The organism is Francisella sp. 19X1-34, from assembly GCF_041102755.1.
Lineage (GTDB): Bacteria > Pseudomonadota > Gammaproteobacteria > Francisellales > Francisellaceae > Francisella.
This window is the reverse complement of the sequence record NZ_JBGCTX010000008.1, coordinates 1-17,627: the sequence shown is the minus strand read 5'-3', so window position 1 is coordinate 17,627 and position 17,627 is coordinate 1. Positions and strand designations below refer to the sequence as shown.

Here is a 17,627-nt window from a genome sequence, read left to right as displayed (position 1 = left end):
GTGAAAAGTCTATGATTGGTATACTTGCAGGCATGGGGCCGATGTCAACAGCACCATTTATAGATGCTCTAATGATCGCGTGGCGCAAAAAGTTTAATGCAATTCACGATATGGATTATCCTCATGTTGTTATATATTCATTACCAACCCCTTTTTATTTAGATCGTGAAATAGACCATAAAGAACTAGAAAACTCAATAACACAAGGTTTGGTCAAATTAGAAAGTTGGGGAGTTAAGTTGATTGCGATGCCATGTAATACTGCTCATAGGTATTTTGATCAACTTCAAGCAGCAATTGATACACCATTACTGAACATGATTGAGGTAACCTTAGCTAAACTATCTGATAATCTAGGAAATATAACTTTGTTTGCAACTCAAAGTACTTTCGAGTCAAATGTTTATCAAGATGGGTTTAAAAAAGTAGGAGTTCCTTTTATTTTTGAAATTGCTTGGCAAGATGATGTAAACGAATTAATCTCTGCGGTAAAAGTGGGAGATGATCGGTTAGCTAATACAAAAGTAGACGATCTTATCAAGAAAGTTAAAGAAAAAGGCATTCAATCTATAATTATAGGTTGTACTGATATAACTACAGTAGTTAATAGTGCTTCTAGTAGAAATGGTATAGTAGCAATAGATTCAGCTGCTTGCTTAATTGACACTATAATATCAAATTGTACAAGTTGAATATAATTATAGAGAATAAATCTTAGATATTCGGAGTGTTATATTTTAAAAATTTGAAATTATAATTTTTAGTTTTTACTTTCTTAGACAGTTTATAATAATTTTTGACTCCTAAAATTGGTACAAATACCTCAACATAGAATGTTAATATTCCAGCCAATGACATTGCAATTAGAAACATGTTTTGTGATAGGCACATTAAAACAAGTGGCGGTAAATAAGTACAAATTAGAACTTTAATATAAGCATTTTGCCCTAAAGCATCTTTTAGTGCATCAATTACACCTATTGATATACAACAAAAAGATCCTATCATTGATATTAACTGGAAAACGCTTAACATATTGCTAATAGTATATGATTGAGTAAAAAAACTAATGCTATTATTAAAAGCTATAAGTTGGTTTTTACTGTTATAAATACTTAACATTCCATGATTACCTTCTGCAGGTATTGTAAGGAATATTGCTAAGATCCATGCTAGATAAATAAAAGCTATTAATGTTGTACTAAAGACAAGTAAAAATACAAATGACTTAAATGAAATACGCTGATTATAAAATTTTACTAAACTTGGAATAATAAAGTGATAACCAAAGGCATTAAATAATACAAATAAAAATGAGAATGCTCCTATAGACTCAATAGGGTAACTATCAACGTTTATAGAGACTTTTTTTGTCGTATAGAAGATCAAAAATATAGCAATTATAATAAGAGATAATTTGGTTATTACAAATATGACATTGCTTTTAATTACAACTCTAGAGTTATATGTTGTAATCCCTCCTAATATAAATATAAGAATCCCTCCTGATAGTAAATAACTTAAATTACTATTTTGAGAGAAGTATAAACTTATAGATGAACTAATTCCTGATATGTAAGTAGTTAGTGTTAAATATAAGATTAATAAATAGCTACCAAAAACGCTAACCTTAGCGCCTTTGAAATTTAAGAATTTAGTAGATAAAGAATAGTATGTGTTATGTTTAACAGGCATGTTATATGATATTTTTAATATACATAATCCTGTAAATGTCATTATTAACCATACTAAACATATTGCTAATAAACTTCCTATAAATCCTAAGTTAACAGCAGCTATAGGTAAGCCAATAATACCCCCACCTATAGTTGAACCAATAATTAAAAAAATACCTATAAACTGTTTCATATTTCATTATTTTGAATAATTATTCTTTTATGGTAATTTAAAAATCATAATTTTTAAATATTTTTATGTCAAATATTTAATAAAAATTAATGTTTATTATGGGTGTTGTAAGAGATGTGTTGTGATTTGGAGTTTTTTTACTGCTGAATAAAAATTCAAATTAATATGTCTAGTGAGTTTTCTCTATGTTTGTTTATTAGCTTGGTGATTATTCTATTTATTAAACTATTAGGAAAGTGATAATATCTTTATGTTAGGTATCTAATTTTGATTTGTTAAAGGATCTTTTATGATCTTTATATCAAGTTGATAGTTCTTAGGGGAGTTATATGGATTTTGATGTTGTAATTATAGGGTTTGGATTAGTTGGTAGTAGTATTGCTTATCACCTAAATAAATCATCTTCACAAAAAATAGCTATAATAGAGCAAGCATTTGATTATATTCCAACTAAATCAAGTATTGGAGGGTCAAGAATAGGAGGACGCTCAATAGGCTCTGAATGTCGCGAGTATTATGAAATGTTACCATTTTCAAATAATGAATATAGAGAGTTAGCTAAGTACAACCCTAAGATTCATAAGCCGAATAACGGCATCGTTGTTGGTCAGGATAGCCAATTGCTAAAAGATATTATATCTTCTTCTATAGAGAATAATGTTGAGGTTGATATTATTGAGGGTAAACAGCAAAAAATCATTGATCCATATTTTAGACAATTCCAATCATTAGAAAAAGCAATTATTGAGAAAAATAATTCTCAAAATATGTTAGGTATATTAAACCCAAGTGAGATAATAAAGACATATTATAATCTCCTTAAAGATGACGTGGAATTCTTTTGGGATCATAAGTTTATAGAATATAAGAGAAATGAAGAATCTATAGAACTTAGTACAATAAATTCAAATGCTAAAAAAACTATTAGAGCAAAGAAACTAATTTATGCAACTAATGCTAATTCAGATATTTTACAACAATATAATTTAACTCTATCTAGACAAAGAATACCAGTTTTCTATTATGAGGTGAAAAATTCAAACCTAAATAATACATATATAGAAGTAGTAAATAACCATTTTGAAATGTATGCGATGCCAGAAGTCATTGAAGGTAAGTATTATATAAAAACTGGTTTACATAATTGTCATTTATATGATGATATGGGTTTAACAGATCAAGAATTTGCAGATAAAATTAGCAGAATCTTAACTGAAAAGATTAAAAAGAACTTTCCTGGTTTAAATAGTGATTTTAACCCTATGCTATCTATGTGCGAATATGGCCTGACTAAAGATGGCTTACCTTTGGTTGGTAAAATTGATGATGATATTTGGGTAGCTGTTGGGTTTAATGGACATGGTTGTAAGCATGCTCCAGCTTTTGGAAAGATGGTGTCAGATTCTGTATTAAATATTGAAGATCGAAAACTTTATAATGTTTTTGATCCATTAAGATTCCATAGTAGTATAAAGTCTTAGAGTTGGTATATATGATTTAGCCAAGGTTTATCTATTAAGTCTTTTAGAGAGTCTATAATATAGTTATATTTATAAGGCTTACAGTAATTCTCGTTTTTAACCCAAACACCGTACATTCCAGCATCAATTGCTGCTTCTATATCATTTGTTGGGTGATCTCCTATATAGACACTTTCCTTTGGCCTTACATTAAGGTCATTACAAGATTTATGAAAGATTTCTATATTAGGCTTTTTAATTCCTTTTTTACCAGAAATAATAATTGAGTCAAAAAAGGAGCCTATATTACTATATTTGATTTTATTTTCTTGCCAACGTCTAGGACCATTTGATATAAGACCTATTTTGTAATCTTTACTTAAGTATTCTAATACTTCTTTAGCTCCTTCCAGTAATATAGGATTTTCACCATATGAGTTTTCCATATCTTTGTATAAATCTAAGGCTAGTGAACAATCAATTTTCATGTTTATACAAGTTTTTTGATATGCAATGAATTTATCAGCATAACCAGATTCTTGGAACTTTATTACTGAGTTTACGAATGAATCTTTATTAACAACATTATTAAGTATTCTATTATGTTGCTCACTTAGAAAATTGATCATAGTTGCATCACGATCAATAAGTGTTTGGTCAAGATCAAATATAATAGCTTTAATCATATAATACACCACAAATTATGAACATTAAATTTACTCATAAATTAATAATAGTTGTTTGAATTATATATTTAATGTTTAATTTAGATAATAGTGTTTATAGTAAAATGTTCATAGAAAATTAAGCTGTAAAATAACTATTTCGCTATTGTGGTTAATGTTAAGCTTTAAAATTATAACTTAAAAAAATTAATATCTTATTAATTTGAACTTAATATAATATGAGTGAGATTGTAGTGCCCAAAAGAATCACTAATACGACTATAACTAAGATAGCATTAATTTTTACAGTATGGGTCTTTAGCCTATTTTGTGGAACTCTTTCAACATTTATTATGCAAGGATCAAACTATTTTCATGCATCATTAACATCTGCTGGAACCTTAGAGAGTTATCAAAACTTTACAGTTATAGGATTTTCTTTTATTGCATTTTCATTCATTTTGCGACTAGGTTATAGAAAGTCAATTATAACTATACTTTCTATAATGGTATTGTTATCAGTGATAACACCAATTATTGACTCATACTGGATAGTTAAGCTTTTCTTAATTGGTACAGGAATTGTTTTAGTTGGTATGAAGGTTTGTATTTACGCATCTGCTGCCATTATTAGTAAAGAAGAGAATGAGCAAGCAGGCTTACTTTCTTTATTGGAAGCTACTTGGATGATTGCGGGTATGGCAGGTATGTGGATAATAGCTTTCTTTATGTCTAGCAGTGCTAACCATTGGTTAGATTTTTTATATTTATATGCAGTTATAGGCGTTGTAAACATAATCGTTTGGATGTTTGTTAGAATAGACGAAAGTGCGTTAGAAAAAGAAAAAGCAGCACCTGTAAAAGAGCAGGTAAAAGATATCCTTAACATATGTAAAAGCAAACTAGTAATTGCTGCGATAGTTATGATTTTTATTGGAAGTGTCTTGGAAATGGGTTTTAGTGCCTGGTTACCTGGATTTTATCAAGATGCGTTGCATCTTTCTCCCGCTCTAAGTTTAAAGATTGCTAGTTTTGGTGGGCTTGCTGCATTTGCTGGTAGGATAGTCGCTTTTGTATTATTAAAATATATGAAATGGCATAAGATGCTACTATGTTATTATGTGGTAGGATTTGTATTTTTAGTTACAGTTTTATTTTCTATACATGCTTCTGGACACCAAATTACAGATCTTAGTGAAGTGTCTATTATGTCAATAATATTACCAGTATTTGGTTTCTTTTATGCTCCAACAACTCCTGTTATTAGCTCATCTATTTTAAGTAGAACATCAAAAGAGAAACAAGCTCTAGTAATGACTGTTGTAACTATAGTGTTTGCATTAGCATCTAGTGCTACAGCTAGAGGTATTGGCTATATGATGGATTCATTAGGTGGGGTTCAAGGGTTTAAAGTTTCGACAATTATTCCATTAATCATATTGATAATTCTTGTGGTTCCATATTATAAATTTTTACATAAAACAAAGGTTGATTAGAATATGAGTGATTCATTGTACAACTATGACAAAGCTAGTGGTAAGGTTACCACAGATATTTATACATCAGATGAAATTGTAAATCAATTGGGTTCATCTCGACCTGAAAAAAGATTATTCACATCAGACGCAGTTGATAATTTAATAGAAGAGGTTAAGACTAAAGCTAACGATAAAGAGTTAGCTAGGCTATTTGAGAACTGTTTTCCAAATACTCTTGATACAACAGTATACTATGATGAAGACTCATCTTCTCCAGATACTTATGTGATTACTGGAGATATTGATGCTATGTGGCTAAGAGATTCTACTGCTCAAGTTACTCCTTATATATCATTTGTTAATAAAGATAATAGGTTAAAGAAAATGATTGAAGGGGTTATAAATAGGCAATCTAAATATATATTAATTGATCCTTATGCAAATGCTTTTAATAAAGCGGATGAAGGATCTCCTTGGCAAGCTGATTTTACTGATATGAAACCTGAGCTACATGAGAGAAAGTGGGAGCTTGATTCTCTTTGTAGTCATATTAGGTTGTCATATATGTATTATCAAAAAGTAGAAGATAGTAATGTTTTCAATACTAGCTGGCTTGAATCGGCAAAGCTAATATATAAGACATTTAAAGATCAGCAGCGTAAAGACTCAGAAAAGGATTATTCTTTTCAGAGAGTTACGCCAGTTGCAACAGATACATTAGCTGATAATGGTTTAGGATACCCAGTTAACCCCGTTGGCTTAATAGCATCATCATTTAGACCTTCTGATGATGCAACAATTTTACCATTTTTGATTCCTGCAAATTTCTATGCAGTCACATCTTTAAAGCAACTTGCAGAGATATCATCTAAAGTGTACAGAGATCTTGAATTTGCAGATCAGTGTAATACTTTAGCAGAGGAGGTTACGGATGCAATATATGATTATGGTGTTGTAGAACACAAGGAGTTTGGTAAGATCTTTGCCTATGAGGTCGATGGCTTTGGAAGTCACATCCTTATGGATGATGCAAATGTCCCTAGCCTGATTTCGCTACCTTACTTGGGATGCTTAGATAAAAGTGATGGGCTATATCAAAACACTAGAAAATTTTTATTATCAAAAAGTAATCCTTGGTATTTTGATGGAAAAGATCTTGCTGGGATTGGTAGTATCCATACAGGAAGAGGTTACGTCTGGCCAATAGCTATAGTTATCCAAGCTCTCACTTCAAAAGATCTATCAGAGATAAAAAAATGTATTGAATATTTGAAGAACTCTCATGCTGGGACATATTTTATGCATGAAGGAATCAATAAAGATAATCAATATGACTATACTAGAAAATGGTTTGCTTGGGCAAATACTCTTTTTGGCGAACTTCTATATAATATTTGGGATGAAGTAGGATTTTAAAAGCTTAAAATATAATAGCCCTTAAAAACTTTATTCTAATAACTATTTAAGTTATACTCTCAGAAAATTTTACTCCTTTTTTAAGATAATCTTGTGACTATTAGAAAAGGCAGTTTATCTTTAGTTTTTGTAATTACTATATTTGCTGCTTTACCACCTTTTGCAATTGATGCATATATGCCAGCTTTTAAAGAAATAGGTAGCTATTTTAGTGTATCAGATCATGATTTAACAAAATCTATATCTACATATTTTTTGGGTTTTGCTATTGGTATGCTAATTTGGGGAGCGATCACAGATAGATTTGGTAGAAGAAAACCCTTGATAGTAGGAATTATCATTTATCTAGCAAGTTCCATTTTATGCTCAACAAGCGTTAATTATAATATGCTACTTATTATGCGATTTATCCAGGGCTTAGGAGATTCATCAGGAGCTATTATTTCTATGGCTATTTTAAGAGATTGTTATAAGGGTAATAGACTCACTAAAATGATGTCAACAGTAACAATGATTTTCATGATAGCTCCTATTGTAGCTCCTATTATTGGCAGTTTCATTATATACCTAACTAACGATTGGAAGAATATATTCCATTTTTTAACTATATATGGCATTGTGTTATTAATTCTTTCATTTTTTATTCCTGAAACTATAAATCAAAAGAAGAAGGAAGTATCAATTTTTTCTAATGTTAGAACATATATAAAGCATTTTCAAAATCTTCCTTTTATACTCTTTACAATAGTTATAGGCTTATTATTCGCTGCAATGTTTAGCTTTATAAGTTCATCATCTATATTGATAATAAACTATTTGAAATTAGGGTATATACAATATTGCTTATTATTCGGCTTTAATATGTTAGGGGTTATATTAAGCAGCTATTATGTAAGAAAGAGAGTAAATAAGAATAATCAATATAAAGTAATACTTACATATTTTTTAGTAGCTATTTTATTTTTAATAATAAATATTATTTTATCTAATTTATATAATAATATTTATGTGTTTATTGTGTTTAATTTATTAGCAACTGGATGTTTTGTATCAACAAGTATACTAATAACATCAATTGCATTAAATACTCTAAATTTTGGATATGGCTCTGGAAATGCAATAGCCAGTTTAATTAAATTTTCTTTTGGAAGTTTAGCTAGTTATTTAATTTCTAGTAATGAGTTAAAAAGCTTACAAGTAGATATTTCAATCCAACAACTATTTTTTATAGTTTTATCTTTTATATTATTTTTATGGGTTACTCGTAATATATATTTTTCTGCTAATAAAAAAAATAAATAAATATGAAATTTTAGAATTAAACGCTTTTAGCTTTAAGAGATTCGAATATCAATACTTTTAGTTTCACAATATATGTCTAGAGGATTTACATGACCACTAGATCTACCTATGCCAGATTCTTTAAAGCCACCAAATGGCCCCCCACTAGAGGCAGTAGTGTTTATACCGACCTTACCAGATTGTATTTTTTTACCAAAATTAATGGCTTTAGATAAATCTTTTGTATAGCAATATGCTGCTAATCCATATTCTGTATCATTAGCAATTTCTACAACATCATCATTATCACTAAACTTATAAAACGCTGCCACTGGCCCAAATATCTCAGTTTTAAATATATCCATATCTTTAGTGGCATTTGCTAAAACTGTTGGAGAAAATAATAGAGAGTTTTCTTTAATTAGTTTACCACCATACACGAGCTTAGCACCTTTAGATAGTGCATCCTTAACCAAACTGTTAACTTTTTCCAATACTTTTTGATTATTCATTGGTCCCATAGTTGTTTTAGGATCTAAACCATTGCCAATGATTTGTTGCTTGGCTAAGTTAGTAAATTTTTCAATAAACTGATCATAGATTTTTTCATGTACTAAAAATCTATTTGCATTTACACATATTTGACCACAGTTAGAAAATTTAATAGATGCGGCATCATTTACAGCTTTTTCAATATCACAATCATCATATACGACAAAAGGTGAATTCCCGCCTAATTCGAGTAATAATTTTTTAACATTACTCGAAGACTTTTCATATAATTTTTTACCAGTTTGGGTAGATCCTGTAAAACATAACATTTTAACTCTATCATCACTGCATATAGTATCACCAATTTCTTGAGGATTTTTAGAAGTTAAATACTGAATAACATCTTTAGAAATACCCGCTTTATAAGCTAGACTAATAGCAGCTGCTACAGTTAGAGGAGTCTCTTCAGAAGTCTTACATAGTGCAACATTACCTACTGCTATGGCGCCTGAGATTGTACTTAAACTAATAGCTAATGGGAAATTCCATGGTGTTATTATTGCAACTATACCTAGAGATTGCTTAGTAACTATAGTTTGTAGAGATGGGTCATTTTGAATAGGAGTATATCCATGAGTATTTCTTGCTATGTTTGCATGGTTTTTCATATCAGATATTGCCCATAATAATTCACCAGTAGCCATATCTATTGGTTTACCTTGCTCAGCTGTTAGTAGTGAGGCTAGTTCATGTATATTTTCTTCCAAAAGATTTGCCCACTTACATAATAGCTCAGACCTATAAGAAATATTTTGATTATCCCATTTTTTATATCCTTTTTCTAAAGTACTTATAGCTTCTAATGCTTCTGTTTTACCCATTTCAGGTAACTGATTTATAACCTCCAGAGAGTACGGGTTAATTACGTCAAATGTATCATTTGTTTTAAATGTATTTGATATCCAGTCTGCAATATACTTGTTCATAGTTTTAAACTCCTTAATAACTTATATGATAAATCATTTTATATGTATTGAGTCAATTTAAATTATTTTTATAGGAAATAAAATAGAAGTTTAAAATTAATTGATAAGTTAAAGTGAAGTTCTCGTGAACAATCATATTTTTCTAAAAAAGTAAAAAAATTGCTATCAAAAGTATTGATTCCAAAGTAGCCATAAAAATATGATCTAATTAATTAAGTAGGAGGAACTAAGAAATGCTTGAATTTAGAGTAAAAGCATCTGAAAATCAAAAACTAAGAATGATGTTGGAAAATATAGAGATAAATCCATATTCTCATTTTATAGATTTTAAAAATGAAATTGCCAATATAGTAAATAGAGAAGAGATAGCTGATAATCTTTTCAATTTTATTGAAGAGACTAAATCTGTAGAACCAATAGAACAACCTTTGATATTTATTGAAAACTTACCAATAGATAATGATTTACCAATATTCTCTAATACAAATCCTGTAGAAGAAAAAAGATATCTTAAGAAAAATTTTGTAGCTGAAGGCGTATTAACACTTTATGCCCTACTCAGAGATGAAAAACCTATAGGGTATATGAATGTAAATGATGGAGATGTTTTTCAAGATATCTACCCTAAAGAGGATTTATTTAGCAGTCAATCACAAAAAGCTTTGAACGATATATATTTCCATAAAGATCTTGCGAATCACTATGTTAGGCCTGATACAGTTAATATACTTTGCCTTAGAAATAGTGTACAAAATCATACGGTAACTTCATTTTCAAGAAATGTAGATGTATTAAATGAGCTATCTGAATATGACAAAGATATTTTATCTAAAAAAATATTTAATACTCCATTTGATGATTTATCAACATACAAGAGTAATGTTCCATTGGGAAAGTCAGATATTCATAATATTTTAGACAAAGAGTCTTTGGATATTAAATTTTTTGAAAATAGAACTACATCAGATGATAAAGATGGACGTGAAGTTATAAGAAAATTAATCAAGGCACTGCATAAGGTAAAAATAAATATTCATCTTCGTCCTGGAGATTTAATAGGTTCAGCTAATAATTTTTCAGTTCATTGTAAGTCTATATTATCTATAAGTAATCCAGATATGTTAAAACAGAGATGGCTTATGAAAACGGTAAATGTTGATGATTATGATAAACATAAAAAATACCATTATAATAACATACAGCATCTAATTGCTGGATAGATAAGGATTAAAATGTTTCAAAATAAAATTTTAATATATGTTTTTTTAGCAGCTATTTTTTTTGTTAATTTAGAAATAAATGCTGTTGCAGTATTACTTAATAATATATCCAAATATTTAGATATATCTATAAGTAGTGCTCAGTGGATTGGCAGTATATATATGGTATTTTTTTCATCAACAGTAATTATTGCCGGTAGACTTGGAGATATATATAATAATAACAATATATATCTTATAGGCATATATGTTTTTTTACTTTCTACACTTGGTTGTGCTCTTTCAAATGGACTCACTATGTTAATAATAATGAGAGTGTTTCAGGGTGTTGGAGGAGCTCTTGTTTGGCCTAATGCAGCAGCATTAATTTTAAAACGAACAGATGTATATCCTAAAGGTAAGTTAATAGGACTGTTTACAGCATCTGTAGGATTAGCAATAGCTGCAGGTCCTGTAGTAAGCGGTTATTTTACTGATTTATTTGGTTGGAGAGGAATCTTTATACTAACTGTTGTAGCTATGTTAATAATATGTAGTTTTCATTTTTTCTATAAATCAAATCTTATTTCAAATAATAACTCAAAAAAGAAAGTGGATTATGTGGGAGTATTGATTACTTGTCTACTACTGTTAACAATATCTTTCTATTTAAGCTCATTTAATTCAATAAGTTTATATATTCATTTTTCATATCTAATAATAATCGCTGTACTAGGAACTGTATTAGGAGCTTATCTAAAGTATAAAAATGATCCAATTATTAAGATCAATTTATTCAATGATCATAATGTACTATTAGGTTGTATCTGCAGGTTATTATTCCAAACTGTTTTTATGGGCTTTACGTACTCATTTATAATCTATGTGTCAAATTATTTTCATTTGTCTCCATTTAAGGCAGGACTTTCATTTCTTTCTTGTACTATTTGTTTATTTATCTTGGCTTTTGTCAGTGGGAGGTTAATAGACTTAAAAATATCTATCTATAGTATTACTTTGGGTGGACTTATATTAATGTTAATAGCGTATATTATTTTAAGTCTTGGGTATGGAGCAGACTCAATTGTATTCTTAGAGTTTCTAATTATTATATTAGGGGCTGGATATGCAATAGCATCACCATCATTACTAGCTATAACGACAAGATCTACAGATAATAATAATTATGGTTCAGTTACAGGGATGTATTTTATGTTTAGTACATTTGGGAATGCTATAGGTATAATTGTCGCTGGGTTATATTCTCAATATACAGTACAAAGTGATATTGTATTAGCAAAATTTTGTAGCGTTAATATTCTGTATGGTATAGTTACCATATTCATTTTATTGACTATTTTATGGTTAAGAACCTGTAATGGTTTGCTGAAGACTTAATTATTAATCAAGAGAATGTTTATAAGCATCCTAATTAACTTATGTTAAGAAAGTTTTATACATAACTTCAAATATTTGCAACGCTAATTATAGATGAGCTATCATGTACATATGGTAGTTATTTAACTTGAGTGATTGTTAATATGACTTTGTTAAGAAAAAACATAAAAATATTGTTGTTATTTCTCCCAGCATTAACTTTATTTGCAAATGAGCAACCACGTGTTACAAATAATGCTTTAGAAAAGCCAAAAATGATTTCTGCACCAATTAAAAAGTTTCATAAAGCTCGTATTGGTACTGATATTTTTGTAGGAAAAGGTAATACGTCAAATAAAAAAGCATTTGTTGAGATAGACACAGGGTCTTCACGTTTAGTTCTTGAGAAAAAGTATTTGTCAAATTATCAAGCGACTGATAAAAAAGTAACTATTAATTATGGTTATGCTAATCTAAAATCAAAAGTCGTAGGTGAACTTGTTTATTCAGATATTACATTTGATACAAAACCAAAGATTACAGCTAAACATGTGCCAATTATTATGGTTCCAAATGGAACTTTTAAAGGCTATGCTGGAATATTAGGCTTAAAACTGGCTACACAAAACTCTCCTTGGAACTACTTACCAAGCCCTTATAACCAGTTAATGATAATAAATGGCCCTAAACAAACTATATCTTTTGGTGCTTCATCAAAAGAAATTCTAGATAAATATACAACTTATAAAATAGAGTCTACTGTAAAATGTCATAATACAGTTATTCCAAGAGATCCTATAAATAAGACGAAATGTTGGGACCCATATGTTCCAGTTAAATATACTCTGGTAAACAATAATGGTAAAGTAATCTTTGATAAAACTATTAATACCTTGTTTGATTCAGGAGGATATTATACCCATATCCTTTTACATAAATTACCTGAAAATTTAAAACAACATATTAAAAAAGGACTGTTAACTAATAGTAATATAAAATCAGCACTCTTTACCTCAAGTGGATTCAATATTCCAATAACAACTCATATTAGGGCATCTAAACACAGAAAAGATGAAGTGAATTCAGGACATGCATTATTTTATGATAAAAGTGTTTTATTTGATTCTGCTAATGGTATTATTGGAGTCAAATAATAACTTAGTATAAAGTTATTTATAAAAATATATCCTAATGAGGTATAAAATGAATTCACAATTTATACAATATAACGATCCAAATAACGAAGTTTTATATCGCAAGTGTAGACCTGTGATAGATATCAAAAGCCAGGAGATACAAAATATTATCTCTGAGATGCATCAAAAGATGAGTGGTAATGGTATTGGTTTAGCAGCTAATCAGATTGGCTACCCTTATCAAATATTTATGCTAGAGTTTGATGGTTCTAACTCTAGATATCCTATAAATTTTGAAAAAGTTCCATACCAAGTATTTATAAATCCAAAGATAATAAAAGCTTCTAAGCAAAGAGTTAGTTTTTGGCATGGTTGCTTAAGTGCTTTGGGTGAAAAAAAAGGTAAGCTTGCTACATACAAAGAAATTGAATATGAAGCATATAATCAAAATGGTGAGAAAATCACTGGTAAATTAGATTCAATTGCTGCAGTAATATTTCAGCACGAATTTAACCATCTGCTTGGTTCTGTATATGTTGATTTTGATACTGAATATATGGATGCTGAAGAGCTTCAAATAAAGTTTACAAATGGTGAGCTTAGTCCATACGAGGAATGTGATGAAAGTGTCCCATTATTATTAGAAGGGTATGAAATAGGAACTAATGTATATTAGTTTTAGAATAAGAGTTTTATTATTTGGTCTTTAAATAGAGAAAAAAGTATAAAAAGTATTTAGAATTGTTCTATTATGAATAATTAATTTATATTTAATGAATAAGTCAGTAATCAAGTTTTTTGCATTATCTATAGGCATATTACTTTCATTTAATTATAGTTTTTCTGATGAAATTGATAATAAATCTCCAATATCTCTAGAGAACCTTCAAGATGTAATACAACAGAATATACTTCAGCACCAAGGCCAATATACGCTAGGATCTGGAGCTGTAAATGATTTAATAGGAGGTATTACAATACCTAACTATACAAAAGTAACTAGTATTGGTTATATAAACTTTGAGACCAAAAATATTAATATTGAACTTACTCCAATTATTAAACAAGGTAAAGTGGCTAGTTGGAAGTGTGTTGATCTAAAGACACAAGATAAATGTAGTAAGAATACTGTGAATAATGAGGTGGAGTATGTTTAGAAAAACTAAAAAAAGAAAGAAAAAAATAAGTTTATCTATAGCCTTGCTATTTCCTTTTTTAGGCTATAGTCATGATTTAAATCAAAATATTCAACCAACAAATGATATTCTTAGAGTTGCTGTAACACCTAAAGCTAGCCATAAAAAAGATAAGGTTTTATCGTCTGAACCTAGTTTGAATGTTCCTAATGAAAAACCTTGTGTAGTTAACTTATATAATAATCTAGAGTTTAACAATACTCAGCAAAAAGGTTTTAGCTATACTCCTCCTAAAAACTGTCCTGGTCCATGGTCAAAAGTCGTTTTAGAAAATACTTTTGCAACAAAAAAAGGTGTACAGTATGATCGTACAGCATCTTTATGGTTGGATGGAGTAAATCTTTTCTTTGGAACTACGGCAGAAGTAAAAGGATCAAAATGGCAAACTCAAAGTGATATTACTGAGTATCAAAATCTTTTGACGAAAAGTGGCAAAGGCTTTGTATTTTTACCAAATGTACTTACCCCTAAGCGTCCTGGATATCCTGTAGGGTCATCAAGATTATTATTCTATCCAGAAACTAAGCAAGCAAAACTTAGTACTCCTGTTGCAGATAAAGTTATAGGTTTGGGAGGAGCTGATAATTTTAAACCTGGTTATTTAGTAAATTCTAACTCTAGCTATAGTATTAAAGAAACTTTCCCAAGCAATATTACTAAAGCTTATTTAGATGTTACACTACAAAGTCAAAAGATCGATGAGCAATGGTTTCAGTGTGTACCAAGCAGTTTAGCTAAGAAGCTAGGTACCTGTGGTAATGGAGCCTTTCGTGAAGGGCAAGTCTATATTGATGGACGATTAGTTGGAATTGTACCAATATTTCCGAAAATATATACTGGTGGTGTTGATCCTTATTTATGGCGTCCAACTCCTGCAATAGAGACATTAAACTTTGATCCATATAGAGTTAATCTAACTCCTTTTGCAAGTTTACTTTCTAATGGTAAAAGTCATACTATAAGTATAAAAGTTTATAATGCTCATGATGGTTTTTCAGTCGCGGGAAATTTACTTTTGTATTTAGATAAGGATCAAAATGTGGTTAAAGGCGCTGTAACTAAAAATACTTTAGTAGACTCACCAAATGTAATCTCAAATGAGAATTTTGACAAAAATGGTGGTCGTTTTGTAACTGCATCAACTAGATCCTTTACAACATCAGGTTATATCCTAGATCGTAATGGTAAAAAAATAACTACGACGGTTAAGACTTCTATAAACTTTAGTAATTTACAGAACTGGATAGTTTCTCCTAAAAAGTCAGAGCAGTTTATGGACCAATATACTAATATTGAAAACCTATATATACAGAAAAAAGGACATAACACCATTATTAAGAAAGAATATATAAATTGGCCATTAAGTATTACTTTTGATAACAATTTGAATTCTAAAGAGAAAAACACATGGTTTAACAATATCCATCAAGGATATAACAAAACAGAATCAATTAATGAATCGAAGAATCCAATAATATATACTAGTAATATTGCTAGATATATTACAGGTATGAGTAAAACTGAGATCAATCCTGTTAAAAATATGGTTATTGGCAATGTTAGTCAAAATGTGACACAAAAGTTTGATTATTCTAATTCAGATGGTGAGCATATTCATCATACTATTGATGTTGTTAATGGGAGAGTTAGGCAAGATAGTTAAAGTTTCATTGTTTTAAGAGTTGGGAACAAAGTAATGAATTTAAATGGAGTTCCAGAAACTATGCTATTAACGCTCTATCATAGAGCATATGAAGCAGCAAAGAAAAATGGTGTTATTAAAGATGAATTATGTCTTAAGATCTTTAATAAAATCAACTATGATTATTATAAAAGTTTTGGCAAACCTTCCTCAGCCCTAGCTATTAGAGCAAAAACTTTTGATGATTATATCGAGCTTTGGATAGCTCAAAACCCTAATTGTCCAATAGTTGAAGTTGGTGTGGGACTTGAGACATCATATTTTCGTATAAACAATCCATCTGTTAAATGGTATGTAGTAGATTTACCAGAGGCTATAAAATTTAGAGAGCGTTATATCCCTAAAAAAGATAATTTATTTAATATAGCAAAGAGTGCTTTAGATTATTCATGGTTAGAAGTTCTTGAAGATACAGATAAGCGGATTTGTTTTAGTTTTCAAGGGCTTTTGATGTATTTTGAAGAAAGTCAGGTTATTGAGTTACTACAGTGCATAACAACTAAGTTTCCCAATGCAACTTTAATATTTGATACGGCACCTGTTTGGATTTCAAAAAAGACAATTAAAGGCTGGAAGAAAACAGAGAGCTATACTTTTCCAAAAATGCCATGGGGAATTAATATAAATGATATAACAAAAGAAGTTCCTCAATGGTTACCAGGTTTTAAGATAAGTTTTCTTAAATATAAAATGAGAGGGTTTAAAGGTATTATATATACAGTCTTGTCAAACTTTCCATTTTTGAAAAATCTTTTTCCAGCAATAGTTTGTGTAAGTAAAAGCACTAATTAAATTTTTAGTAGCTTACTAGGATTCATAATCTATATTTCTGGGTCTTTACAGATAATTGTGTAAATTTTAATTAGGTTATATATTTTAAATATAACAATAAGGGATTTACAGAATGTCAGAATTAAAGAAATCAGTAATAACAGAAGCAGTTAATATAATAGCAAATAGTGATATAGATTTATCTACTATGTTTAATCAAGATGGACTTCTTAAACAATTAACCAAAGAATTAGTTGAGAAGGCTTTAGAGGGAGAGCTTAAAAACCACCTTGGTTATGAGAAATATAAGCACAATGATACATCAGATAACTATCGTAATGGACATAGTACAAAAAATCTAATAACAGACCAGGGAACTTTAGATATAAAAGTACCTAGAGATCGACAAGGCAGTTTTGATCCTCAGATTGTATCCAAACATCAAAGTCGTATTAAAGGCTTAGATGAGAAGATAGTCTCACTATATGCCAAAGGTATTAGTGTTAATGATATTCATATACAGCTAAAAGAATTATATGGAGCAGAAATTAGCCCATCATTGATTAGTGACATAACAAGTGAGGTTATTGGTTTAGTAT

At 29.4% G+C, this 17,627-nt stretch carries 16 protein-coding genes; 13 read left to right on the top strand and 3 right to left on the bottom strand.

Annotated elements, in window-relative coordinates:
• The first annotated feature begins 11 nt into the window (after positions 1 to 11).
• A complete protein-coding gene (locus AB8E56_RS02260; RefSeq protein ID WP_329477532.1) occupies positions 12 to 692 on the top strand; it encodes an amino acid racemase in 681 nt (226 codons plus the stop codon).
• 22 nt (positions 693 to 714) lie between these two features.
• Here the strand turns inward: AB8E56_RS02260 and AB8E56_RS02255 are convergent, their stop codons facing one another.
• The gene (locus tag AB8E56_RS02255) at positions 715 to 1,869 is read right to left on the bottom strand and encodes an aromatic amino acid transport family protein (RefSeq protein WP_329477530.1); all 1,155 of its coding nucleotides are present in this window, start codon (positions 1,867 to 1,869) and stop codon (positions 715 to 717) included.
• Positions 1,870 to 2,198: 329 nt separating this feature from the next.
• Between AB8E56_RS02255 and AB8E56_RS02250 the strand changes: the two genes are divergently transcribed.
• Positions 2,199 to 3,350, top strand: a complete 1,152-nt coding sequence (locus AB8E56_RS02250) for an FAD-dependent oxidoreductase (protein WP_329477528.1) — start codon at positions 2,199 to 2,201, stop codon at positions 3,348 to 3,350.
• Here the strand turns inward: AB8E56_RS02250 and AB8E56_RS02245 are convergent.
• A complete protein-coding gene (locus AB8E56_RS02245; protein WP_329477526.1) occupies positions 3,347 to 4,015 on the bottom strand; it encodes an HAD family hydrolase in 669 nt (222 codons plus the stop codon). The genes AB8E56_RS02250 and AB8E56_RS02245 overlap by 4 nt on opposite strands.
• 218 nt (positions 4,016 to 4,233) lie before the next feature.
• Here AB8E56_RS02245 and AB8E56_RS02240 point away from each other — a divergent pair, with 218 nt between their 5' ends.
• The 3 genes from AB8E56_RS02240 to AB8E56_RS02230 all read left to right on the top strand — a co-directional run bounded on the left by AB8E56_RS02240 (position 4,234) and on the right by AB8E56_RS02230 (position 8,190).
• Positions 4,234 to 5,490: an MFS transporter gene (locus AB8E56_RS02240; RefSeq protein ID WP_329477524.1), complete on the top strand. Its 1,257-nt coding sequence runs from the start codon at positions 4,234 to 4,236 to the stop codon at positions 5,488 to 5,490.
• Between the two features lie 3 nt (positions 5,491 to 5,493).
• The gene (locus AB8E56_RS02235; protein WP_329477522.1) at positions 5,494 to 6,888 is read left to right on the top strand and encodes a glycoside hydrolase family 125 protein; all 1,395 of its coding nucleotides are present in this window, start codon (positions 5,494 to 5,496) and stop codon (positions 6,886 to 6,888) included.
• 93 nt (positions 6,889 to 6,981) lie between these two features.
• Positions 6,982 to 8,190: a multidrug effflux MFS transporter gene (locus AB8E56_RS02230; RefSeq protein ID WP_329477520.1), complete on the top strand. Its 1,209-nt coding sequence runs from the start codon at positions 6,982 to 6,984 to the stop codon at positions 8,188 to 8,190.
• A 32-nt stretch (positions 8,191 to 8,222) separates the two neighbouring features.
• On the opposite strand, the gene AB8E56_RS02225 is transcribed toward AB8E56_RS02230, so the two are convergent.
• Positions 8,223 to 9,647, bottom strand: coding sequence for an aldehyde dehydrogenase family protein (locus AB8E56_RS02225; protein WP_329477518.1), 1,425 nt, complete (start codon positions 9,645 to 9,647; stop codon positions 8,223 to 8,225).
• 233 nt (positions 9,648 to 9,880) lie between these two features.
• On the opposite strand from AB8E56_RS02225, the gene AB8E56_RS02220 reads away from it, so the two are divergent.
• From AB8E56_RS02220 to AB8E56_RS02185, 8 genes are all read left to right on the top strand, one after another.
• Positions 9,881 to 10,867, top strand: a complete 987-nt coding sequence (locus AB8E56_RS02220) for a hypothetical protein (protein WP_329477516.1) — start codon at positions 9,881 to 9,883, stop codon at positions 10,865 to 10,867.
• 12 nt (positions 10,868 to 10,879) lie between these two features.
• Positions 10,880 to 12,244, top strand: coding sequence for an MFS transporter (locus AB8E56_RS02215; RefSeq protein WP_329477514.1), 1,365 nt, complete (start codon positions 10,880 to 10,882; stop codon positions 12,242 to 12,244).
• A 143-nt stretch (positions 12,245 to 12,387) separates the two neighbouring features.
• Entirely contained in the window at positions 12,388 to 13,377 is a 990-nt protein-coding gene (locus AB8E56_RS02210) for a hypothetical protein (protein WP_329477512.1), read from the top strand.
• A gap of 49 nt (positions 13,378 to 13,426) precedes the next feature.
• Positions 13,427 to 14,035 carry a peptide deformylase gene (locus AB8E56_RS02205; protein WP_329477510.1) on the top strand — a complete coding sequence of 203 codons (609 nt, stop codon included), beginning with the start codon at positions 13,427 to 13,429 and terminating at the stop codon, positions 14,033 to 14,035.
• 97 nt (positions 14,036 to 14,132) lie between these two features.
• On the top strand, positions 14,133 to 14,516 hold the full coding sequence (locus AB8E56_RS02200) for a hypothetical protein (protein ID WP_329477508.1): 384 nt from the start codon (positions 14,133 to 14,135) through the stop codon (positions 14,514 to 14,516).
• Positions 14,509 to 16,218 carry a peptide-N4-asparagine amidase gene (locus AB8E56_RS02195; protein WP_329477506.1) on the top strand — a complete coding sequence of 570 codons (1,710 nt, stop codon included), beginning with the start codon at positions 14,509 to 14,511 and terminating at the stop codon, positions 16,216 to 16,218. The genes AB8E56_RS02200 and AB8E56_RS02195 overlap by 8 nt, the downstream gene beginning before the upstream one ends.
• A gap of 33 nt (positions 16,219 to 16,251) precedes the next feature.
• Positions 16,252 to 17,049, top strand: a complete 798-nt coding sequence (locus AB8E56_RS02190; protein WP_329477504.1) for a class I SAM-dependent methyltransferase — start codon at positions 16,252 to 16,254, stop codon at positions 17,047 to 17,049.
• Positions 17,050 to 17,161: 112 nt separating this feature from the next.
• Positions 17,162 to 17,627, top strand: a 466-nt coding sequence (locus AB8E56_RS02185; RefSeq protein ID WP_329477502.1) for a transposase, incomplete at its 3' end; no start/stop codon positions are given.